This is a genomic window from Leptothoe spongobia TAU-MAC 1115 (genome assembly GCF_018739885.1).
Classification (GTDB): Bacteria; Cyanobacteriota; Cyanobacteriia; order Phormidesmidales; family Phormidesmidaceae; genus Leptothoe; species Leptothoe spongobia.
Window position 1 is genome coordinate 35995 of record NZ_JADOES010000009.1, and the last position, 23287, is coordinate 59281.

General features: G+C 48.8%; 21 protein-coding genes. 13 read left to right on the forward strand and 8 right to left on the reverse strand.

All coding sequences use genetic code 11. The features are described from left to right. Nucleotides 1–3: 3 nt before the first annotated feature. Nucleotides 4–1521, reverse strand: coding sequence for a sensor histidine kinase (locus IXB50_RS06570; RefSeq protein ID WP_215608149.1), 1518 nt, complete (start codon nt 1519–1521; stop codon nt 4–6). Between the two features lie 192 nt (nt 1522–1713). Here IXB50_RS06570 and IXB50_RS06575 point away from each other — a divergent pair, with 192 nt between their 5' ends. From IXB50_RS06575 to dnaG, 3 genes are all read left to right on the forward strand, one after another. Further along, entirely contained in the window at nt 1714–2391 is a 678-nt protein-coding gene (locus IXB50_RS06575; RefSeq protein ID WP_215608150.1) for a response regulator transcription factor, read from the forward strand. A gap of 171 nt (nt 2392–2562) precedes the next feature. Continuing rightward, complete coding sequence (locus IXB50_RS06580; protein ID WP_215608151.1) at nt 2563–3276, forward strand: hypothetical protein; 714 nt, start codon at nt 2563–2565, stop codon at nt 3274–3276. 149 nt (nt 3277–3425) lie between these two features. Further along, on the forward strand, nt 3426–5375 hold the full coding sequence (gene dnaG / locus IXB50_RS06585; RefSeq protein WP_215608152.1) for a DNA primase: 1950 nt from the start codon (nt 3426–3428) through the stop codon (nt 5373–5375). Between the two features lie 138 nt (nt 5376–5513). Here dnaG and IXB50_RS06590 read toward each other — a convergent pair whose 3' ends face one another. Beyond that, nucleotides 5514–6647 (reverse strand): C39 family peptidase, encoded by a 1134-nt coding sequence (locus IXB50_RS06590; protein WP_215608153.1) that lies wholly within the window; start codon nt 6645–6647, stop codon nt 5514–5516. A 111-nt stretch (nt 6648–6758) separates the two neighbouring features. Between IXB50_RS06590 and IXB50_RS06595 the strand changes: the two genes are divergently transcribed. Further along, nucleotides 6759–7199: a YraN family protein gene (locus IXB50_RS06595; RefSeq protein WP_215608154.1), complete on the forward strand. Its 441-nt coding sequence runs from the start codon at nt 6759–6761 to the stop codon at nt 7197–7199. Nucleotides 7200–7217: 18 nt separating this feature from the next. Here IXB50_RS06595 and IXB50_RS06600 read toward each other — a convergent pair whose 3' ends face one another. Then, on the reverse strand, nt 7218–7607 hold the full coding sequence (locus tag IXB50_RS06600) for a hypothetical protein (protein ID WP_215608155.1): 390 nt from the start codon (nt 7605–7607) through the stop codon (nt 7218–7220). Between the two features lie 162 nt (nt 7608–7769). On the opposite strand from IXB50_RS06600, the gene queA reads away from it, so the two are divergent. Next, nucleotides 7770–8915: a tRNA preQ1(34) S-adenosylmethionine ribosyltransferase-isomerase QueA gene (gene queA / locus IXB50_RS06605; protein ID WP_215608156.1), complete on the forward strand. Its 1146-nt coding sequence runs from the start codon at nt 7770–7772 to the stop codon at nt 8913–8915. A 363-nt stretch (nt 8916–9278) separates the two neighbouring features. Continuing rightward, nucleotides 9279–10973: an ATP-binding protein gene (locus IXB50_RS06610; RefSeq protein ID WP_215608157.1), complete on the forward strand. Its 1695-nt coding sequence runs from the start codon at nt 9279–9281 to the stop codon at nt 10971–10973. Nucleotides 10974–10996: 23 nt separating this feature from the next. Here the strand turns inward: IXB50_RS06610 and IXB50_RS06615 are convergent, their stop codons facing one another. Continuing rightward, nucleotides 10997–11839 (reverse strand): hypothetical protein, encoded by an 843-nt coding sequence (locus tag IXB50_RS06615; protein WP_215608158.1) that lies wholly within the window; start codon nt 11837–11839, stop codon nt 10997–10999. Between the two features lie 229 nt (nt 11840–12068). Beyond that, nucleotides 12069–12734: a histidine phosphatase family protein gene (locus IXB50_RS06620; RefSeq protein ID WP_215608159.1), complete on the reverse strand. Its 666-nt coding sequence runs from the start codon at nt 12732–12734 to the stop codon at nt 12069–12071. Between the two features lie 134 nt (nt 12735–12868). Here IXB50_RS06620 and ndhM point away from each other — a divergent pair, with 134 nt between their 5' ends. The 7 genes from ndhM (at nt 12869) to IXB50_RS06655 (ending at nt 20612) form a co-directional block, all read left to right on the forward strand. Beyond that, complete coding sequence (gene ndhM, locus IXB50_RS06625; protein ID WP_215608160.1) at nt 12869–13210, forward strand: NAD(P)H-quinone oxidoreductase subunit M; 342 nt, start codon at nt 12869–12871, stop codon at nt 13208–13210. Continuing rightward, nucleotides 13203–15593, forward strand: a complete 2391-nt coding sequence (locus tag IXB50_RS06630) for a protein phosphatase 2C domain-containing protein (protein WP_215608161.1) — start codon at nt 13203–13205, stop codon at nt 15591–15593. Before ndhM ends, IXB50_RS06630 begins: the two co-directional genes overlap by 8 nt. A 33-nt stretch (nt 15594–15626) precedes the next feature. Continuing rightward, nucleotides 15627–17267, forward strand: a complete 1641-nt coding sequence (locus IXB50_RS06635; protein WP_246564189.1) for a CHAT domain-containing protein — start codon at nt 15627–15629, stop codon at nt 17265–17267. Nucleotides 17268–17451: 184 nt separating this feature from the next. After that, nucleotides 17452–18039 carry a hypothetical protein gene (locus tag IXB50_RS06640; protein WP_215608162.1) on the forward strand — a complete coding sequence of 196 codons (588 nt, stop codon included), beginning with the start codon at nt 17452–17454 and terminating at the stop codon, nt 18037–18039. A 196-nt stretch (nt 18040–18235) separates the two neighbouring features. After that, nucleotides 18236–18826, forward strand: a complete 591-nt coding sequence (locus IXB50_RS06645) for a glutathione S-transferase (RefSeq protein ID WP_215608163.1) — start codon at nt 18236–18238, stop codon at nt 18824–18826. Nucleotides 18827–18839: 13 nt separating this feature from the next. Next, entirely contained in the window at nt 18840–19277 is a 438-nt protein-coding gene (locus tag IXB50_RS06650) for a 23S rRNA (pseudouridine(1915)-N(3))-methyltransferase RlmH (RefSeq protein ID WP_215608164.1), read from the forward strand. Nucleotides 19278–19562: 285 nt separating this feature from the next. Next, nucleotides 19563–20612 carry a fatty acid desaturase gene (locus tag IXB50_RS06655; protein WP_215608165.1) on the forward strand — a complete coding sequence of 350 codons (1050 nt, stop codon included), beginning with the start codon at nt 19563–19565 and terminating at the stop codon, nt 20610–20612. A gap of 118 nt (nt 20613–20730) precedes the next feature. Here the strand turns inward: IXB50_RS06655 and IXB50_RS06660 are convergent, their stop codons facing one another. The 3 genes from IXB50_RS06660 to IXB50_RS06670 form a co-directional block, all read right to left on the reverse strand. Further along, nucleotides 20731–21192, reverse strand: coding sequence for a GatB/YqeY domain-containing protein (locus IXB50_RS06660; RefSeq protein WP_215608166.1), 462 nt, complete (start codon nt 21190–21192; stop codon nt 20731–20733). Between the two features lie 271 nt (nt 21193–21463). Continuing rightward, the gene (moeB, locus tag IXB50_RS06665; RefSeq protein ID WP_215608167.1) at nt 21464–22636 is read right to left on the reverse strand and encodes a molybdopterin-synthase adenylyltransferase MoeB; all 1173 of its coding nucleotides are present in this window, start codon (nt 22634–22636) and stop codon (nt 21464–21466) included. A gap of 67 nt (nt 22637–22703) precedes the next feature. Continuing rightward, nucleotides 22704–23222 (reverse strand): M67 family metallopeptidase, encoded by a 519-nt coding sequence (locus IXB50_RS06670; protein ID WP_215608168.1) that lies wholly within the window; start codon nt 23220–23222, stop codon nt 22704–22706. Nucleotides 23223–23287 lie beyond the last annotated feature (65 nt).

Here is a 23287-nt window from a genome sequence, read left to right on the forward strand (position 1 = left end):
TGCTTAAGCAACCGTTTCAACCCAAGGCATATCGACCAAAAAGGTTGTTCCTACACCGACCTGACTTTCGACCTCAATCTTCCCACCATGCAGTTCTAAGCATTTTTTCACAACCGCTAACCCCAGACCTGTGCCAGAAAAGGACTTTACATTTTGTCCCCGGTGAAACGAGTCAAATAGGTGCTGTTGATCGTCTGCGGGTACCCCTATACCTTGATCACTGACTTGAAAACGAGTGTGACCTTGCTCGCCAAAAATCATGAGTTGAATTTCACTTTCCGGAGGTGAGTATTTAATCGCATTTGTGAGCAAACTCATCAACATTGCCCGTAAAAGGCGTTCATCTAGATAGGCCTCATCACAAGCACCTTGCTGCTCAACCATAATGTAATGCTGTGATTGGGTATTAAACTTGACTTCTCCCACTAATTGTTGGCAAAAGTCTTTCAATTCAACGAGTTGGGGATTAAATTCTAGCTTGCCTGCTTCTGCGCGAGTCAGTAGTAAAATATCGGACAACAACTGTGCCATGGTCTTTGCCGCTGACTGGATGCGTCTCAGGTTACGAGAACGTTTGGCCTCAGACCAGGCAACATTTTGATTATCTAATAGTTGAGCTGATACTAAAATAGCGCTCAGTGGTGTTCTCAGTTCATGGGATGCCAAGGAGAAAAAATTTAGCTTTAGATCGGTCAATTCTTTAGCCTGTTCAATCTCTTTATAGGTTGTCTCAATTTCTTGACGACGATTTAACTCAGTAGTCAAAATCTCTTTTGTAGTTTGCAAATCCGCTGTTTTCGCCTGCAATTCTGCAGTCAGATGTTCAGTTTCATGCTGCCGCAAGCTCGCTATTTTCTGATACTGCGTTAGGGTTTGCATTAACCAACCGTATAAAATCCCTAGAACAATACTTCCTAGACCCGCCACCAGTCCCATTAACCACAGCTCATTATTAATACTGACGGTGGTATCAGCCATTTCCCACTGACGTTCGACACTGCCCTCATCCAATAATGCCTGTAAAGCAAGATGCGCATCGACTCGGGCCTCACTACTCTGTTGAGCAATTTCCAAGCGGGTCAACAGATCGAGCTGGCCAACTTTATACTGCTCAATGCCCTCTTCTAAAATTTCTACATGGGTTTCAGTAGCAGCTCTCAAACGTTCTAATGCTTCTCTATACACCAGGGCTTCTTCAAAGACAGCCTCTTGTTCGACGGCTTCATGCTCTGCCTTGAGTTCGTCAAGATAACCATTAACGATCTCAAGTTTTGTGTTGTAACGTTCTAGCGCGTTGGCTTCTGCCGTATCCAGATAGGATTGATGGCTGACTTCTGCTTCTGCGATCGCAACCAATAATCCATTTAAATAAGCATAGGCTTCCCCTTCGTTCTCAACTTGCCCAGGGGGATAAACTCGATCCACGATGGCATTGCGGGCCAGTAGAGCCGTACCTAAAAGGGTGGCGATCGCAACGCCAAACCCCACAGTTAGCCATTGTTGAGAACGAGGACGATGCATCTGAAAGGCAGGTGATGATTGTAAGTATCGGCTCAACCACATCCAAGGTCAGACTAGTTGCCTATATAGGCAAACACCAGTTCTGGACCTGGACAACATTGAACTAAAGGGCAGCTGATAAGATCCACCATAATCTAGACAGCTCGATTTAAGCGTCGCTATAGTCAGAGTAATGAACTGGATACGTTTCCCATGCGCATTCTCTTAGTGGAAGATGACCTGCAGCTCGGTGAAGGATTAACAGAAGCTTTAACCGATGAGGGGCACGTGGTGGACTGGGTAACAGATGGTGAGATGGGATGGATTCAGGCAACGGATCTCACCTATGATCTGATGGTATTGGATGTCATGCTGCCTAAGATTAATGGCATTCACCTATGTCGACGATTAAGGGAAGCAGGCAGACGATTGCCCATCTTGATGCTAACAGCCCGAGATACCAATACAGATAAAGTCGCAGGTTTAGATGCTGGGGCTGATGATTACGTGGTTAAACCCTTTGACCTACTAGAGCTATTAGCCCGACTAAGGGCTTTGCTCCGGCGCAGCACCCTGGGAGAAGCAGGCACCATGCTGGCTTGGGAGCAGGCACAACTCGATGCAGCCACCCATGAAGCTTTTTACAATGGTGTTTCTCTACAGCTAACGCCCAAAGAATTTAGCCTTCTGGAATTGTTTTTGCGCAGTGGGCGACGGGTCTTGAGCCGATCGGTCTTAATTGATCAATGCTGGTCTGTGCATACACTCCCCGATGAGGAAACCGTTAAGTCCCATCTCAAAAGTTTGCGACAAAAACTGAAAAAGGCTGGTGCACCAGCAGACTTTATCGAAACGGTCCATGGTGTAGGCTATCGCCTCAAACAGCCATAGAGGATGACTTTCAGCTGTTTTAAGTCTGGGCAATCGTCTTAGGTTTTTGAACACCTAATGTTCAGACTTGCCTACCTAACCGATATCTCCCCGAATTTTTCCTCAGATCTTGCCAAGGCACTTTCTAGGGTGGAGATGTCGCATCAAGGAAATGCTGATTTCTAAAAGATTATGAAACTTAAACTTTTGTCAACGCTAATAGGCGCAAGCTCACTTTTGGTCCTGCCCCTAACCCGTCAAGTTCAAGCAGAAACCGCCGCCTGTCCAACTAAATATGAGGGCATCGAGCTGAGTGATGGTCAACGAACACAATTACAAACACTACAAGGAGAGTTGGATAATCAAATCGCTGAAATCCTTGCCCCCTCTTCTGAAGCAGATTCTCCTGAAGCAGAAGAGGAGCTGGCTCAATTAGAAGAAGAGTTCGATAGCCAAGTCAATGCTCTCCTCTCGCCTGAACAAGAAGAGCAAGTGGGGCAACTAGATGCCTGGGCAGAAGATCGGATCGCCACCATTGCCCCTGAGTTGTTAACGGCAGAAGAGGAAGAAACAGCATTAACACCTGAACAGGAGGCAGCATTAGATGCAGTTGAAGAACAATACGATCAATACTTTCAAAGCCTTTTAACTTCTGAACAGAAACAACAAGTGGTCATGCTCGAAGAAGAGTTTGATGCGGAAGCAGGCGCAGCAGGATTAGGGCCAAGTGCTGAGCAAGAGGCCAGCATTGAGATGGCTGAAGCTGCATTTGAAGAAGACGTTATGGGGATTCTGACCGATGAACAACATCAGCAAATCGACAACAATCTAGCAGCTTGCGCTGTCCCTGAAGCTGCTCCTGAAGCCGCTCCCGAATCTGCCCCTGAACCCGACCAAAAATTCTAGATGGCGGATCCCATGGAGAAGCGCTATAGCGAGGGATGTTTTGACACAGTCTCATGGGGACTCAACCAGGAAATTCATTGTCTCTAGGCATTGGACTGATGAGATTGGGCCTATGATAGGCATATGTGAGCTGTGTCATTAATGCCCTAATGAGTTCACCCCGTATTCATCCAGATACCATCGACGATGTCCGCCAGCGAGCAGACATCGTCGATGTGGTGTCTGAACATGTGGTCCTCAAAAAACAGGGCAAGGACTTTACCGGTCTGTGTCCGTTCCACGATGACAAGTCTCCCAGCTTTAGCGTTAGTCCTACCAAACAGTTCTACTACTGCTTTAGCTGCGGTGCTGGCGGTAATGCCTTTAAGTTTTTGATGGAGCTGGGGCAGCAGTCATTTGCTGAGGTGGTGCTAGACCTGGCGCGCCGCTATCAGGTGCCGGTCAAGACGATGGAGCCTGCAAAACAGCAGGAGTATCAACGCAAAGTGACGCTGCGGGAGCAGCTATTCGAAATTCTCACGGTGACGGCCAAGTTTTATGAGCATGCGCTTTATCAAAGTGTGGGGCAGCAGGCCCTAGCGTACTTGCGATCGCAACGCCAATTTGATGACGCTATCCTCAAACGATTTACCTTCGGCTATGCCCCCGACGGCTGGCAGCCTCTCTACGGATATCTCGTTGAGCAAAAAAACTATTCGGTCAAGCTGGTTGAACAAGCTGGACTGATTCTTCCTAACAAGAATGGGACGAACTATTATGATCGGTTTCGGGACCGCGTCATGGTTCCTATCCACGATCCCAATGGCCGCATTATCGGCTTTGGCGGGCGGTGTCTAGGGGATGCCAAGCCCAAGTATTTAAACTCCCCTGAAACTGAGCTATTTGATAAGAGTAAGACTCTGTATGGATTAGACAAGGCGAAGGGTGCGATCGCAAAGCAAGACCGTGCCATCGTCGTCGAAGGCTACTTTGATGTAGTAGCCCTCCATGCCGCAGGCATTACCAATGCTGTCGCATCCCTGGGGACGGCTCTCAATGCCGGTCAAGTGCGTCAGCTACTGCGCTATACCGAATCAAAACAAATCGTTTTTAACTTCGATGCTGATGCCGCAGGGATTAAAGCTGCCCAGCGCGCCATTGGAGAAGTGACCGAAATGGCCCATCGAGGGGATGTACAGCTACGTATTCTCAACATACCTGACGGCAAAGACCCCGACGATTTCCTCAGGACCCATGTCTCCGATGAATACAACGCCCTGGTTGAAGCTGCCCCCCTATGGCTCGACTGGCAAATCCAGCAAACCCTCAAGCCCCTAGATCTAAAACAGGCCGACCAGTTTCAAACCGCTTCCCAGGATATCGTCAAACTGCTGGCGGACATCGCTAACGCGGACACCCGCACCCACTATATTCGCTACTGCGCCGAAATCTTTAGCCAGGGGGATGCTCGCCTAGTACCCCTGCTGGCCGAGAACTTTTTGGCTCAGGTACGTCGTCAGCGTCGTTCACCCGATGACGCCAAAAAGACATTCAAAGTCGCCATCAAAAAAAGTGCCCTGGAAGAGGCAGAGGGCTGGCTACTGAGGGTTTACATTCACATACCCAACAATCGCCAGGCTGTTAAGGAAGCCCTGGAAGAACGAGATTTACAACTGAGCTTTTCTCACCATCGCGCCCTCTGGCGCATGATGCTACAGTGGCAAGTCGCCGATGAAGCCCAAGCTGAATCATATCCCATCAGTCTTTTGGAACAACTACGGAACCTCGCATCAGAATCCACAGGCCCCCTCTCCCAGGTTCATCATCTCCTCTACCTGGATGAAAAAACACAGCGAGATATTCTCCGTGCACCCCTAATCATTCGAGCATCAGTGGCCTGCATGGAGAAAACGCTCTGTGAGAAACGCTATCGTTACTTTCTCAAACTGTGGGAAGAGACCGACCTGGAAACCCATCCTGAAGAATGCAGCTATTACCAAAAACAAAGCTACGCTGAGAAAAAACGCATTGCTGAATTAGAGCAAGAACGCCAGGTAGCCTTTGAAGACTTAGCCGGTCTACCTTGGGTAGGTGAATTTTATGGTCAGTTAGAAGGCTAGAAGACGATAGCTTTGCGCCCATCATTAAAGACAACAGTGATCACTCACACCCTTTAAAAACAGAAACGGGGTGAGACTATGGAGCACTTCCACTACTGGATGCATTTAGCAGTTTGCTAGATTGCATTTTTATCCAGATTACTTTCGACGACCTTTGAAGAATCGCCCCCAACCAGTACCGGGGCCATCCACTTCAAATCGAGCCCCTAGATTTTTATTACTATAGTGGCGAAAGGAACCATCCGTAGAGCCAGGGTAACCACCATTCACCAAATCCATATCCCCATAGGGATCATGGATAAACATACCAGTATCATCATATCCCACGGCCAAAATCATATGGCCACCCCCACGGGGAGAACTGGCTGGACCTTTATGTAAGACTCCCATTACCACAGGGCGACCAGCATCAATTTCTTTTCTCACGTCCCCCATAGTCAGTGTCGTGTGCCATGCAGATTGAACGCCCATGCTCTCTAGAGCCCTAGTTTGGGCTCCGTGATCGGTGGTATCGCCATAGGCTTCTACTTTTGGCAAATAAAAGTTCAGATCTGCATTCTGGTCCTCACCACATTCTTGCCACAAGGATGTTTTCATATACAGTGCTCCCATCCAGCAGCTAGATGTATTGCAGGTTCTATGGGCCTGGGCCGCATTGTCACGCTGCGAGAAATACATCACCTGGAGTTTTTTGCTTCCCTTAGCAGCCTTTTTGGTCGCCGCTGTTTTGGTCGCCGCTGTTTTGGTCGCCGCTGTTTTGGTCGCCGCTGCTTTGGTAGTTTTTGCTGCACTTTTCGCTACATTGGCAGTCTTAGGCAACGCAGCTACATCCACCACTCCTTGGGTTTGTAAGTGTTTCAAAATGGCAGCCGCCCCCATTTCCTGGGTCTGATTACCCAAGACATTGGTACTGCCCCACACCCAAGTAGACTCATCACCTTCGCCATCGCGAAAACCATTCCAAAGGTCGAAGCCCCAGAGATAGGCCGCCAAAGTCCGGGTATTGGCCTGGTGATACTTCTTCGCAATCAGGGCCTTAGCCATTTGCTTTTCAAACAGACCAGGCTCACGAAAATTCCATTCTTTGTAATGCAGGATTCCGGAAAACCACCAAGGTACCGTGGTGGCTTTCTCAACGGCTTCGTAGTGCGCTTTTAAGTCCACCATCCGCTTGGCAATCCCTTGAGCTAAACCCATCGCGTCTGACCGGACCTTACAGCGGTCAAATGCTTGCTTATACTCTGTCCCAAGCTTTTCAAGTGTCCGGCTCATAAATTCACTCCGCGTGCCTACTCAGCCCCAGCACGTTCAGGTTACCCGATTGTGCTTTGATTTTACGCTACCTGAGAAGGGCAATCTAACAGGGGATTTACATTGCAAAATATGTCGAATCAAGACTTGGGAATCCATGGCGAGCAGCTGGTCGAGAACTGGCTTACACAGCAGGGCTGGAGCATTCTTTATCGCCGTTGGCACTGCCGTTGGGGGGAGTTAGATCTGGTTGCTCAAGGCTACAACGCCCAAGGGGGCAAACTCAGCAGTCAGATGCTGGCGTTTATCGAAGTCAAAACCCGTAGTCGAGGTAACTGGGATCTCGATGGACTACTATCCATTACGCCCACTAAGCAAAACAAACTCTGGAGGACTGCTCGACTATTTTTAGCTCGTCATCCCCACCTAGCACAACTACCCTGTCGCTTGGATGTCGCCCTGGTTAGCTGTCATCCGACATGCCCCCAAGCAGCTAAAGCCCATCTGGAGCTACCTGATGGGCAAAGATATCTGGCATTGCAGGATTATTTAGTAAATGCGATCGCAAAGTAGATAAGAAAAGAGAACCTATTAAGCCAAGGTTTCAGGACAATACCCCAAACCCTGTACAAACTGCTTACGAAATTCTTCGATTTCATAACGATCGGGCTTGCCATGGGACACAACCGCCACCTGATAGCGGCGCATCACATCCACAGGAGTTTGTCCCGTTTCTAACCCCCAGAGGGCCATACGAATACGATAACCAGGGGTACTGCGACCACCTACTTCATCTAGAAATGATTGAAAATTGGACGCGGTATTAGATGAAACGCTTTCATGCAGCCTAATTCGAATTACCCAGCCGTCAATACGATGGATCACGCTTACAAATTCTAGGGGTAGCTGAGTCAGGCGATGTAGCCGTTCAACAACCCGCAGAACAAGACTGGCATTGGATAGATAGTAAACGTAATCCATAGGTATAAAGCGGTGCTACAGTCTAGATCGTTTAATCATGTAGGCAGCCGGTCCATAGAACTTCAAGTTAACAGTCTGGCATTAAATCCATCGGCTGAGTAAGGCTAATGAAAAGCCTTTATCAAAAAATCAACGGTCATCTGCCTATTGTCCCTTTTTCCCATGCCCTTATCTAACAGTCGTCCGCCGCATTCTACAAATAGTTCCACTGCTCAACATCAAGCGAACAATGATTATTCTTTGACGGCTTATCAGTACGACCTACCCACACAACTGATTGCCCAAGAACCAGCCATACCTCGAGATCATTCTCGATTAATGGTTGTATCATCCAGGACAGAACATCAGCATGTTCATTTTAAAGACTTGCCCAGGTTTCTGTGTCCTGGAGATTTACTCATCATCAATAATACGCGAGTAATACCGGCAAGAATGTATGGATACAAACCAAGCGGCGCTAAAGTTGAAGTTTTATTACTAGAACCTCGTCCTCCTCAATGGTTAGCTCTGGTCAAACCAGGCAGACGTTTAAAGCCTGGTAGCTGTATTCACTTTGGCTCAGATATAGACCATCCCGTCCTGAAAGCTCATGTGGAGGCTTGCGATCTCAACACCAACGGCAGACTTCTGAGCTTTGAGTCTATGACAGATACCCCCGTGGACCAGCTGATGGAGTCCCTAGGAGAGGTTCCCCTCCCTCCTTACATCACTGACTCCCAGGCAGATCCCAACCAGTATCAAACCATCTACGCCCAGCATCCCGGAGCAGTGGCTGCCCCTACAGCCGGTCTCCACTTTACGCCAGAGGTATTTCAGGCTCTAGAGGAAAAGGGCATTCAGCGGGCTGAGGTCACCTTACACGTAGGACTAGGCACGTTTCGTCCCGTCGAGTCCAAAGAGATCACCCAGCACCAGATGCATGCAGAATGGGTGGATTTACCTCAAACCACCGTAGACCTGATTAGAGAGACCAAAGATCGAGGGAATCGAGTCTTTGCAGTGGGAACGACCACGGTACGAACCCTAGAGGGCGTCGCTACCCAAGAGGGGCAACTCAAAGCGTACCAGGGCCCTGTGAATTTATTTATTTACCCTGGCTATCAATGGAAAGTAGTCGATGGGTTGATAACCAACTTCCACTTACCAGGTTCTAGCCTGCTGATGCTAGTGAGTGGCCTCATAGGCCGCCAACGATTGATGGAGCTTTATCAAGAGGCCATTAAACAGACCTATCGTTTCTATTCTTTTGGTGATGCTATGGTCATTTTGCCGGATGCTTACCAACACATCCAGGGAACTCAGCCATAGCCCATGCGTCATCTTCCATGTCCCCCATGGAGAACGTGCCGTCCGTAAGTGCTTCTTTGGAAGCATCGTTGCGAGGCCGTTCTCCCTTTCTTACCATGGTTTGCAGCACTTTTCAGGATGTTACTGCAGGCATTGGCAAAAGAGACGTTTGCTGTTTAGAAACAAATATTTTTGCTTTTTAGCAATAAAAATCTCCAATTGCCCTTCAGCTTAGAGATAAAAATTTTTGCTTTCAGCCCTAAAAAATCTCAGATTGCTTTCAGCCCTAAAAAATCTCAGATTGCTTTCAGCAATACAGGTTTACTATAGTGGGTGATATTGACTTGCACGTTGACAGGTCAGTGCTAACGAGATGGCACCGCTATGACTCCACCGGCTTCTATAGACTCAGGCAATCTGGTTATTGGTACAGTGAAAGGCCCTGGTGAAGACGGCAACCAATATGTCTTTATCACCGCCGATAATCATCATGTCAAAATCGGTGAATTTGTCTTTTACGAAATTGATGCGCTAGACGATAATTCTGAATCCTGGGAGATCTTAGGAAAAATTTCTGACCGTCGCTTGATTGACCATTTGCCCGATCGCATTTTTGCGGATACGCAAATTAGTCCAGAAACTATTGCGTCCCTCATTGGTTTTACCTATCCCAATCCAGAAATCTATGAAGTCACGGTGGATGTCATTGGTTATTTCCACCCGGCCCTCGGCTTTATTAATCCTCGTATTACGCCTGATCCAGGGGCAAAAGTCCGGATCGCAGCTGATAGTCGACTCCAGCAGGTTGTCAATAAAAAGCAGCCAGGAGACATCGGGTCGGCTCAGATTGGCTCCCTGCTGCTACGTCCGGGTGGGGCAGTCCCGGTTGCCCTGGACGTCAAAGAAATTGTCAGCACCCACATGGCGATTTTGGCTGGTACAGGTTCTGGCAAAAGCTACACCGCAGGCGTGCTGATTGAAGAGTTTCTGCAACCCTATAATCGAGCAGCGGTCCTGATCTTTGACCCCCACGGGGAATACAACACCTTGTCAGAAATGCGGGGGCATCCATCATTTCAGGCCAGTGACGGCTATGCACCCAAGGTGCAGATCCTCACACCTGATGATATTCAGATTCGGATGTCGTCCCTGGACTATTACGATATTCTCACCCTGTTACCAGAGATGAGTGATCGTCAGCAGTCCATTCTCAATAAAGCATTTACCATTTTGGGCAAACACAAACGCGGGGACTATCGGTGGAATGTCAATGACCTGATCGCCGCAGTGTATGAGGCAGATACGACGGCTGATGATGAGGGCAATGACAAAGTCGGTTCATCGGCTCCAGCATTGGAATGGAAGCTAGATCGTCTGGCCCGCTCACCCTACTTTCATCAGATGAATCATATGGCTCCTCGCGATCTGTTTGAACCAGGTCAGGTAACTGTGCTGCAGATGAATGAAATCAGCCAGGAAGAACAACAGGTGATTTGTGCAGCAGTGTTGCGACAGAGCTACCATGCCCGCATCAATACGGCCCGCGACAAAATTGAAGAAGGTGATGAAAACTATCTGCCCTTTCCTGTCTTTGTACTGATCGAGGAGGCTCATCGGTTTGCCCCCGCGAAGGAACCATCGCGATGTAAAGCCGTGTTACGCACGATTCTCAGTGAAGGCCGTAAATTTGGATTGGGTGTGGGCCTAATTACCCAACGTCCTGGCAAATTGGATTCCGATGTGCTGTCTCAGTGTATGAGTCAGTTTCTAATGCGCATCGTCAACCCAGTGGACCAGGAAAGCTTAAAATATGGTGTAGAGGCTGCAGGCCGTGACTTACTTAAGGAGCTACCGGCTCTGACTAAAGGTCAGGTGATTATCTCAGGAGCCTGCGTCAATACACCAGTGCTCTGTCAGGTCCGCAAACGACTCACCCAACATGGCGGAGAAACCCTGAATGCTCCCCATGAGTGGCAAGGCTATTTTCAAAAGCACCGGCTACGTACCCAAAAAATCCAAGCAGCACCAGTGGCAGCTAAACCTAAAGCCACGACCTTTAAAGGTGTCAGCATTGAGTAAACGTATTGAGTAAACGCAAGGAACTAATCCGCCTGCCGCGCCTTTTGCAATAGACTTTCACTATTAGACTTATAGGCATTGACCCGATCTTGAGCAATGGAATAGCGTTCATCCGATGCTGGCACCTCGGCCATTAGATCCGATGCCTGCTGCCAGCGCGCGGCTAAGGCTAACCAATCATCGGAAGAATCAGCAATCGCTCCATCCTTAGCCGCTTGTTCAGCAATCCGTACAGCACGGGCAAAGGAATCATAGGATTCAGGTAACGGCAGCTGATCAGCCGGTGGTTTTTCAGAATTCGCTACTGGAAATGTGGCACGCTCAGCACGCTGCCGATAGGCCCATACCCCCACACCAATGACCAGTAAGGCGACAGATAAACCGCCAATGATGCCGCTAAGAAATGACTTACGCTGGCGTAAATCAGACTTGGATGCACCTTCAGGCATCTCCACGCGCAGTTTGGGACGCCTTAGATCACGGGCAACCCGCTTTAACCAGTGGGGTTGCTTAAGGGTAATCATTTCAGACCACAGCAGTTGGCTGTCAGGATCGCGACTGACTTCTTCAAACCACAGCAGTTGCTGTTCTTGAACCAAACGACTGTTAATTTTGACCCTGCGAATACGTCGCGGGGCGATCCCCTCCAAAATCTTACGAATGTCCTCCACCAACACTGCTTTTTCAAGCTGCTCATTGGTGGGAGCTTCGCATAAAAGCTGGAGCACATTGTCGACAAACACAGCACGGGTACGAATACCGCTCCCTGCTAATCGATCGTTGAGAATTTGAATAATAGCTGCAACACTGCCGTCCTGGGCTTGCCCAAAGACATCATTAATATCAGTAAGTGTAGTCGTAGACATGGGCACAGTCTCCAAGAGACTATCGCTGCAATCATCCCAGAAAGGTAGAATACCCAATCACAGTTGACATACGGTCACATAAAATGTTTCGGGACTGGGCATACAGGTTACCGCAAAATTGTCATCAGCTTCCAATGCACTGACTAAGTTCCGTATTTTTAACGACATGGCAATGCACAAATAGCACTTAGCCTGGGGTGCGATCGCTTACTTATCCAGACATGGAGAATCAGGCTCTATAAGTTTTGTTGTCCAAATGTGGCGTCTCGTTAAACTGCACAATTTTCCAACATTCAGGATTATGCTGATTGTCCTGAGTCACCTCTGGGCTGATTAAGTAAAACTCAAACAATGCAGTATGGTGAATAGGGATTTGCCAGGTGCGATCGCAGCCCAAAATCACTCGAATCAGTTGCTGCATAAAGCCCCCATGGGTAACGCTCCAAATCACATCACCCGCAGTATGCCGCTGCCAAAGCGTTTGATACCAATTAACCGCCCGACGGTTTGCTGCCATTAGCGTTTCAGCCCCAGGCACTGGCTGATAGTCTAAAGTAGCCACTAACTCAGAACATAGTTGGGGATAGCGATCACGAACCTCAGTCCACATCAACCCCTGAAAAATTCCTTGGTTTAGCTCCTGCAGCTCTACATCTAGTTGTACTGAACAGCCCACTCTCTTTTCTAAATAGAACGCGGTCTGGGTAGCACGCTGTAGAGGACTACTGTACAGACAAGTGGGGGGCGATTGCCGTTGCAAATAGGTGGCTAACTGACGGGATTGCCACTCGCCTTTAGCTGATAAGGACGTAGACATCTGGCCTTCCATGCGCCCTTCGACATTCCCTTGGGATTCACCATGGCGAATCAGCAATAACTTGAGATAGGTCGCCATCGCTATCATTCTTCTAGGTTGGGCAACTCAATCAACCGGATTATGTAAATTGAGCACAAAGCTACATAGGAGTCGACCAAGCGTTTGCAGGGAAACGTTTACAATGTAGGCGTCTAAAAACATGCAACCAATCCATGCTGCTCAAGTCCACCACACGCCATATCCATATTTTTGCGGCAGACATTGACAATAATGAACTTGTCCCCAGCGAAAATCAGCTCACCATAGATGTTGACCCTGATAATGAGTTTAATTGGTCCGATGCTGCGCTGCAGCAAGTCTATAAAGAGTTTGATCGATTAGTTGAGGCTGCCACTGGAGAAGCTTTAACCGATTACAACCTCCGACGCATCGGCTCAGATCTGGAGCACTTTGTCAAAACATTGCTGCAATCGGGACAAATTAGCTACAACCTGAGAAGTAGGGTGCTCAACTATAGTATGGGCTTACCCCGCGTGGTATCTGAGAGTGATTAAGTGTCCAAATATTGAATGTCAGGCCATTAATCCGGAGGGGAACGAAAAATGTACCTCCTGTCAGACCTTTTTGCCTCACCGTTATTTATGGGTAGTAGGTCAAGGACAGTTAGATCCGCAACAGCTTAGTCAACGCTACGTTTGGCAGCACCAGCGGGTAGTACTGGACACAGAGCCTGGGGTTCCTCCGCTCTCTCCTGACCCTGTACCGCAGCATATTTGGCCCTATTTGATGCTGGCTCCCCATGGCCTCCATGTCCCCCAGCCCTATGATTTTCTGAGTGATAGCGGTAAAAACGGCGGCAACGATGGTCTCCTATTATTAGACTCAGCTGCCATTGTCGGACCTCCTGGCCATCACCGTCCTCAACTCTTACCGTCCCTAATAGATTCATGGCAGACGGCCTCGCCCCTAAGACAGCTCAACTGGCTGTGGCAAATTACTGATCTCTGGCCGGACTTTTTAGAGCAGGAGGTGGCCAGTAGTTTGCTGCTGAGCACTCATTTACGTGTCCATGACTCTCTTGTTCGTTTGGTCGAACTTTCGACCGATTCTCAGACATTAACCCTGGGTAATTTAGGAGCTTTCTGGAAAAAGAACTTACTGCTGGAGACTCAGCCTGCGATTCGTGACTTTTTAGAAAATCTCTGTCATCGCCTGATCGAAGGGGACATTACAAATCCAGAGATCTTGACAGGTTACCTCGATCAAGCCATTGCAGCGACGGCTGATGGCTATCAAGTGGACTATGGGCTATCCGTAAAGACAGATCAAGGCCCCAGTCGCAAACGCAATGAAGATGCTTGCTATCCAGCTAGCGGAACCACACAGCTCCATAGTTTAGGCCCTAAGGCTAAAGCTAAGCATAAGCAACCGCTATTACTCTTAGTCTGCGATGGCATCGGTGGTCACGATGGCGGCGATGTGGCCAGTCGACTGGCGATCTCAACTATCCAACAGGAGCTAGCGCCATTACTAGAATGGCTAGCAGACCAGCCCCTACACGATCCAGGCACAGTCACGCTGGCCATCGAACAGGCCATTGGGGCGGCCAATGACAACATTTCTCATCATAACGATCAGGGACAGCGACAGGCGCGCGATCGCATGGGTACGACCATCGTCATGGCCCTGATTATTGGCGTCTACATTTATATTGGCCACGTGGGCGATAGCCGAGCCTATCGCATCAGTTCTAATAGCTGTCGTCAGATCACCTTTGACGATGATGTGGCAGCCCGTGAAGTTCGCCTGGGCTATGGTTTTTATGCCGATGTTGCTCATCGACCAGGCACCGGAGCCTTGATCCAGGCTCTAGGTATGGGCAATTCAGCAGCACTCCATACCGTCGTGCAGCGACTGATTCTCGACGAAGATATCGTCCTACTCCTGTGTTCCGATGGTTTGAGTGACTACGATCGGGTTGAACAAAGTTGGCAAACTCAACTCCTACCTGTGCTCACGGGACAAACAAAACCCGCCACAGCAGTAACTAGCCTGGTACAGCTGGCCAATACCTATAACGGTCATGACAACATTACCGTGGGTGTCGTATCGGCCCATATCCAGTCCGTCAAACCACCGATAGTATCTGCTCCATCCTCTGTACCGCCAGTCGTCACCAAAACCACATCAACTCGGCCTCAAATACATAATCACCAATCACCCAGACCCCAAGTAGCCACACAGCAGCTACCGGTCATGCCCCAAAGTAATCCTTCTAATATCAAAAAAAACGGTAACTTTTGGCTTATTCTCATCAGTTTAATCGGATTTCTTGGAGGAGCAACCGCCTTAACGATGCTGTTTTTTGGAGAAAGGCCTGTGGCGACTCCTCCCAATCCTGTCCCTCCTCTCCCTGAAACTATTCAGGATAAAATTAATCAAGATATTGGGAGGGTGGGCATTTCCGATGATGAACTGGCGAGCCCATCACTCACACCAAACAGTTATCTACAGTTGCTTGAACCAGTTTCACTAGTGACAACCCCCCAGGCCAGCAATGACGACGAAGACAATCAGCTAGGGCAGCTGCCTACCGGGGCAATCGTCCAGGTACTCACTAGACAAGATCCCGCTGGTGAGCAGTCTCGTTGGGTCAAACTAAAGGTTTGCGCCATTAGTCCCATCAGTCAACCTGGCGATCGGGACATTCCCAAGGAACCTGGAGAAAATGCCCTTGAAACCAGTGGCCCTGAAACCAGTGGCCCTGAAACCAGTGGCTCTGAAAACAGGGACGTCAAATTAGGCCCAAGATTGGATACAACTGTCACATCTCCAGGGGTAACGTCACTAACCTCTGGGGAAGAAGGCTGGGTGCTTGAAGCAAAGCTCACGCAAATTGTGAGTTCTGCCCAGCAGCTGAACTGTCCATCTCAGTAGTTTTTATTGTATTTGTACTGTGGCAAAACGTTTATGACCGCTTCCATGTCATCTTCAGAGTCACTTTGCCTATGGCTTGCTTTGGATCGGCTTACCGCTGCCGATCCAGAACACTATGCTATCTGGGTGCTCAAATCTCCCTACCCCAGTGGTCACGTGCACCATGATCGGATTTGGAGCCATACCCTATCCCAAGCTTGGCAAACCTGGCAGTCGATGTTTTCTTTACGGGGGCTACCCCAAGTTCCCCATGTGCCATCGGCCTATGTGCCTCAGCTAATGCTAGATGACAACGGTGATTCATCGGCCTCTAGTCAAACCAACAGCTACAGTAGTCGGTTGATGCAGCACCTGGGGTTAAATCTTTGGCAATGGCTCTTTGATGGACCGGTACAGAGCAGTCTGGATCATAGTCGGGGGATCGCCCAAGGGCAGAGCACCGTGATGCGCCTGCGGCTAGAAGTACGCGATCCAGAACTGATTAGCGTTCCTTGGGAAATTATGCAGTCCCAACCTGGACGTCCAGCCGTTGCCCTCAACCAACAGATTTTGTTTAGCCGCACCACCAGTGCTGTCGATCCGTTAGCTGATTGGGGTTTGGACAATGGGCTCAGAATATTGTTGGTGGTAGGCCATGACGCAGCAGCAGCAGATGATGATCGGGCCGCTGCTACTCTAAGCTTGCAAAAAGAAGCTGATCTCCTGAAGAATATCCTTGAAAGCCGAGCCGACTCTAGGCCAGGCCGACGGGTGGTACGTCAGGTAGATGTCCTCCTACAACCGTCCCCTGCCGATCTTATTAAGCATTTGGAACGTTATCGTTACAATGTTTTCTTCTATGCAGGCCACGGTGTCCCTGCTCCTGATGGTGGCTTGCTATTTCTCCAGCCCAAGGCCACCCTCAACGGTACAGAACTCGCTCAAGTCCTAACCCGCTGTCGTGTCAAAGTTGCTGTGTTTAACACCTGCTGGGGGGCTCAACCCGAACGCAGTGGGCAACAAGCGATCCCCCGCAGCAGTCTGGCAGAGGTCTTATTGCACCATGGTGTCCCAGCGGTTTTGGCGATGAGAGATTCCATTGCCGATGAAGAGGCCCTCAGCTTTATTCAGGTATTTGCCCAAGCCCTGGCTGAGCGCAAGCCGGTGGATGAAGCAGTTGCGATCGCACGTCAGCATCTCCTGACCCTTTACAAATTCAACCAGCCCGCCTGGACGTTGCCCGTCCTATACATGCACCCAGACTTTGACGGCGAGCTACTCACCCCTATGCCCACCGACATCACTCGCCTACCCGGTGATTCTGGCATTGGCGGTCGCACTAATACCCACACCATTAGCCTCCGTGAGATCGGCGGCGATGGAAAAGTATGGCCCATCTACCGAGGCCTGATGCGAGTAGGGCGACTCCCCGACAATGATTTAGTGATCGCAGAACCCTGGGTATCGAGCAAACATGCCGAAATTTTCTACCGTCGAGCCGCCGCCGCCGAATCTTCAGAACCCACCTATTTCTTGCGTGACTTCTCACGCTACGGCACCTATTACCTCAGCGACCAAGGATGGCAGCAAATTCATCGCCAAGAAGTTCCCTTATCATCAGGGACACAACTACGCTTTGGAAGCTCTGACGGTTGCTTGCTAGAATTCATGATCGAGCCTGCGGCACAGAGCTAGCCACCGTCGTGTCTAGAGAAACAAGAACTGCACCCGGACAAAGTTTCGATGTTTGGATATACGAACTTACGCCAAAATACGTAAGTTTGACGTAAGTTCAATAATTAGATGCGGAACACTTGGAATCAAGCCTGTATCCTCTTCCTGTCACAGCTCAATGAACTTATGGGAGGGTAAGACTACCATGGTCAACCAGAACAATTCTTCGTCCAAGCAGAACTTGTCTACAGAAAACCATGCTCAGCAGGAAATGCTGCAGTCCATTTTGTCACCTCAGCAGTCCTATCCATGGGCACCTGCCGATGCCTCTGACTATTTTAATGAAGCGACAGCCGCTGGCGATGAGCTAGCCTTTTCCGAGGAAGAAGCTACTTTGGGTTGGCAAGCACTTTCAGTGCAGCTCAATACACTGTGGGGTGAATCCACCACATCCGTACAAATAGCCTTAGCCCAACGTTTTGCCCGTCGTCTATCCCAGGATATGATCGACCAAATCACAGCCAAAGCTAACCAAGTGGTGAGTACAGGCAGACCGTTAGCGGAGCAGCTCATTGCCTGCGTTCGCGACACTCTGACTGGCTGGGATGAAGCCGATCTTCAGGTAATGGCTCGTCCCTTGGCCCACGCCATGCGTGGTCAAGAAGAAATTCTTGATGCCACCATCGATTCAGTGCGCAATATCGAGTGGGCAGAACTATCCCCTATGGAACAGGCTCGCATCAGTCTAGCCGCAGCGAGATGGGCCATTGATCATGTCACGGAGCAAAACTAGGCTCTGCAATCAAGTCAGGGGCTTGTAATCAAGACAGGGGCTTGTAATCAAGACAGGGGCTTGTAATCAAGTCAGGGTCATGACATCAAGTCAGGGGCTTGCAATCAAGTCAGGGGCTAAAGAAACATCTCAGTTCTGACATCTAGCTTTAGGGCTCTTTTACCCTCAGAAGTGTTCACTTACTTCTGGTACGTTTATGCAGCTCATTGGCATGCTCGATTCCCCCTATGTCAGGCGGGTGGCGATTTCCCTAAAACGTTTAGGTATGACCTTCGAGCATCGATCTCTATCTGTATTTCGTGACTTTGAAGAGTTTAGTCAGGTTAATCCCATCGTCAAAGCACCAACGTTGGTCACTGACGACGGTACTATCTTGATGGACTCCACCCTCATCCTGCAGTACATCGAAGGTATCTCAGCGACAAGCCTGATGCCTGAAACGTCACACCCCCAAACACTACGGCTAATTGGCTTAGCCTTAATGGCCTGCGATAAAACCGTACAAATTGTCTACGAACGCACCCTGCGGCCCCAGGGAAAACAGCATCAACCATGGTTAGAGCGAGTCACCACACAGCTTCACGCCGCCTATGAACAACTAGAAAAAAATGCTCACAATTTCACCTGCGATCCGCTGATGCAGACCGATATCACCACAGCAGTAGCTTGGCGATTCACCCAGCTCTATACAGCGGATGTGATTACCCCTGAGACATATCCCCGATTAGCCGCCTTCTCTGCCCAGGCCGAAGCATTGCCAGACTTTATCTCCACCCCAATAGACTAGGGGTTATACACCGATGGGACAAAGCTTTCCCAAAGTCAAAATCATTGCTGTGGGTAAGGTTAAAAAAGGTTGGCTCAAAGACGGCATCGGCCTCTATACCCAGCGATTGCCTGAAGTTGCAGTCATAGAAATCAAAGACACCGCTCCCGACACGGAAGCGCAGAAAGTCCTAAATTCACTCAAAACCTACGATAAGTTAGTGGTGCTTTCAGAAGATGGTAAGCACTTTGACTCAGTTTCGTTTGGCCATTGGCTAGGTCAAGAAGCCTCTGGCACCTTGGTATTTTTTATCGGTGGGCCCACGGGAATTAGCCAACATCTTAAGAAAAAGGCTTATCAGGTCATCAGTCTATCGGCCATGACATTTCCCCACGAAATAGCGCGTTTATTGCTGCTAGAGCAACTCTATCGCGGCAAAACTATCTTGCAGGGGGGCAGTTATCACAAATAAAGTATCGGTTTCTCCCAGCACTGAATTTGCACACAACCATCTCTACTAAAGCTGAGGGGTATATTTCATCACCCCATGTGTTAAACATTCATAAAAGCGACGCGTTTTACTCCCACATTTATCCGCATTTATTGAATTGATTACCCAGCCTAACGTCCCAAGGTCAATCTATAGTATTGTAAAGCTTTGTGAATCAACTTTAAGGTCCGATGTGAGCAATCCTTACCAGTCTGCAAGGCATCTGAGCGAAAAAGTCGATTTTTAGACGTCAAACGTAGGTAATAAGTGCAATTAATCACCCGCCCAACTGGGTCGTCAGGCCCCTCTACGCGCGAGCTTCCATTTACCCTGAAAGACCTCAAGGATGCGATTCCAGACTACTGTTTTGAACCCTCCACTGGTCGCTCTTTAGCTTACTTCTTTCTTGATATTGGTATTATTGCTGGCCTCTACGGCATAGCTTATAGTCTTAATTCCTGGCTATTTTTTCCCATATTTTGGCTAATGCAAGGCACCATGTTCTGGGCCTTATTTGTTGTCGGCCACGATTGTGGACATAGATCTTTTTCAAAACATATGTGGCTAAACAATCTGATTGGCCACCTTAGCCACATACCTATTTTGGTACCGTTTCATGGTTGGCGGATTAGTCATCGCACCCACCATGCTAATACCGGTAATATTGATACCGACGAAAGCTGGTATCCCATTTCTGAAAATACGTATGACGAAATGAACGCGATTGGAAAAGCTATTCGGTTCAATCTGTTTTTGTTAGCCTATCCATTTTATTTATTTAAGCGTTCTCCTGGGCGAAAAGGATCTCACTTTATGCCTGGCAGTGATCTATTTAGGGCCTCTGAGAAGTGGGATGTCATTACCAGCACTACACTTTGGACCCTTTTCGTAGGATTTCTGGGTTGGATTGGCTTACAGTTTGGCTTAGTCTTTTTGATCAAGTTCTATGTCATGCCCTATCTGGTATTTGTAATGTGGCTAGATTTGGTCACGTTTCTACACCATACAGAGCCAGATATTCCTTGGTATCGTAACGATAGTTGGTATTTTCTTAAAGGTGCCCTATCTACGATTGACCGTGATTATGGATTGATCAACAACATTCACCACAACATTGGCACTCACGTGGCTCATCACATCTTTTTGAATATGCCTCACTATTATTTAAAAGATGCCACCGAGGCGATCAAACCAGTCTTAGGAGATTATTATCGAGAGGCTAAAGATTCCGTCTGGACCAGTTTCTGGCGCTCTGCTCGTGAGTGTATTTTTGTACCTAATGAGGGGCAAAAGATTTACTACCAGCCTCGACGCTAGCAGGCGAAGCTAAAGGCACCATCCTATCACCTTCACCTGCATCAAACCACTCTTAAGCCATAAACAAGGGAGCCTAGGTATCTGAGGCTCCCTTGTTTATGGCTCCCTTGTTTAAGCACTAGCTACCCACTAACTTTGCTTTAACAAACGCCTGAACTTTTGCACCATCGGCCTTTCCTTTCATCTGTTTCATGGCAGGCCCCATCACTTTCCCCATGTCACGAGGGCCACTGGCTCCAGTTTTAGCAATCAGCTCGTCAATCACCGCTTCGACTTCATCATCGGACATCTGTGCAGGTAAGTACTCCTGCAAAATTGCTAGCTCTTGAGCCTCTTTCTCAGCCCTATCCTCACGGCCAGCATTGTTGTATTGCTCTATGGAGTCCTTACGTTGCTTCGCTAGCTGGGTAACGATCTCAACTTCTTGCTCAGGTGTGAGGGCGTCTTGACCATGAGGACGCACCTCGCTTTCTTTTTCGATAATGACTTTTTTAATGCTGCGTAAAGTTTCTAAGCGAATCTTATCGCGAGCTTTCATGGCCGCTTTGATTTCATCGCTGATCCGGTCTTTAAGAGACATAGGGGGGAATAGGAAACGTAAGGAACGTAGAGAAGTCAAAGCTAAAACTCCCCTTCTCTAGCTACGGTGTACACACAAGTACTGAAAACTAGCTTTCGCGGTTGTCTAACCCCCTCTAACTCCCCCTTCGTAAGGGGGAGAACTAGAGCTTCCCCCCTTACGAAGGGGGGAGTGAGGGGGGTAAATGCAGGATTCTGAGCTCTCTTCCAAGGTGTGTGTGTACACGGTAACCGTAGCTAGGGCAGGGGCTTTGGGAGGCAGATTCTAGACTTTAATACTGGGGAACTGAAGAATCAACTTCGCGGCTCCAAGCTAGGATGCCTCCGGTCACATTAGTTCCTTCAATACCAGCGTCCTTCAAAATCGCAAGAGCCTTCGCGGAACGACCACCCATTTTGCAATGGGCAATGAGCTTATGGCCATTGACCAGCTCACGGATTTTCTCAACTCCGGCACCATTTTCAATCTCAGCTAGGGGAATCAACACTGAGCCAGGAATCTTAGCAATCTCATACTCATTGGGATTCCGCACATCCAATAGCACATAGTCATTGCTACCACTGTCGAGCAGGGTCTTGAGATCAGTCACACTCATTTCTGAGATAGCAGCTTGCTGCTCTGCTTCAGCTGCTTGGGCATCGGGGATGCCGCAAAATTCTTCGTAATCGATCAGCTTTTCGATGACAGGGCGTACTGGATTGGGGCGTAGCTTGAGTTCCCGGAAGGTCATCTCCAAGGAGTTGTAAAGCAACAAACGACCGCTGAGGGTATTACCTTCACCCAGAATAATCTTGATTGTTTCAGTGGCTTGGATAACACCGATAATGCCAGGCAAAATACCCAACACACCACCTTCTGCACAGGAAGGAACTAGCCCCGGTGGTGGTGGCTCGGGATAAAGGTCGCGATAGTTAGGACCATCTTCATAGTTAAAGACGGTGGCTTGACCTTCAAACCGGTAGATGGAACCGTAAACGTTGGGCTTGTTGAGTAAGACACAGGCATCGTTTACCAGGTAGCGGGTGGGGAAATTATCAGTCCCGTCTACCACAATGTCGTAAGGCTCAAAAATCTTGAGGGCATTGTCAGAGCTGAGTCGTGTGTTATACAGGTCAACCTGACAGTGGGGGTTGATTTCGAGAATGCGATTTTTAGCAGACTCAATTTTGGGCTTATTGACCCAGGAGGTGCCGTGGATAATTTGCCGCTGGAGGTTGGAATAGTCAACCACATCGAAATCGACTAGGCCGATTCGCCCTACACCAGCTGCCGCTAGATAGAGAATGAGGGGGGAGCCCAGACCACCTGTGCCGATGCACAACACACTGGAGGCCTTCAATCGTTTTTGACCATCAAGGCCGACTTCAGGCAAAATCAGGTGCCGGGAGTAGCGTTCATAGTCTTCTTTGGTCAGTTGGATGTCATCCAGATTAGGATTCAGCATGGTTCCTTGAGAACAAAAAAATAGGAAGGAGTCTGTGTACAACGCTGATAGGAAGCGTTTATTAATTTCAGGACGACAAGAGCGGCATTCGATCCCGAGCCGCAGACGCTGGAACTATTTTCATGGGTTCGGGTTGAAATTGATGGCTACCGTCTAACTGCCAGTTTTGGAGATCGACGGCAGTCCCATTACGAACAGAAACAATGATGTAAGCATAGCTAGGCCAAGCCAAATCGCGATCGCAATTAGATGGCACTGCCTTTGCATCTGGATGGGAATGATACACCCCAATAATAGACAAGCCATTTATCCGCGCTTGCCGCTGGGCCTCAAATAAATCTTTGGGATCAATCCAATAACGACGCGCCTTCGTCATGGTATCTGAGCCTTCATGGCCACGCTCTGCCAAGTTAACAGCAACATCGGTGGCCCAAGCATTGTCCAGGAGCACCACATCTACCAGTGCTTTTTCATCGGTCACAGCGTCAAACGTCCCCACTAGCAAACCACAGCCTTCGTGGGGATAGGCTTGTGCTGCATGGGCCTGCATGCGATCAATATGCGTTTGGGTCAGGGTCAGAGCCACAGAAGAACGGTATAAAATGCGTCAGACTTTTTATTGTAAAGCAGATTTCGTGGCACGGCTTAACG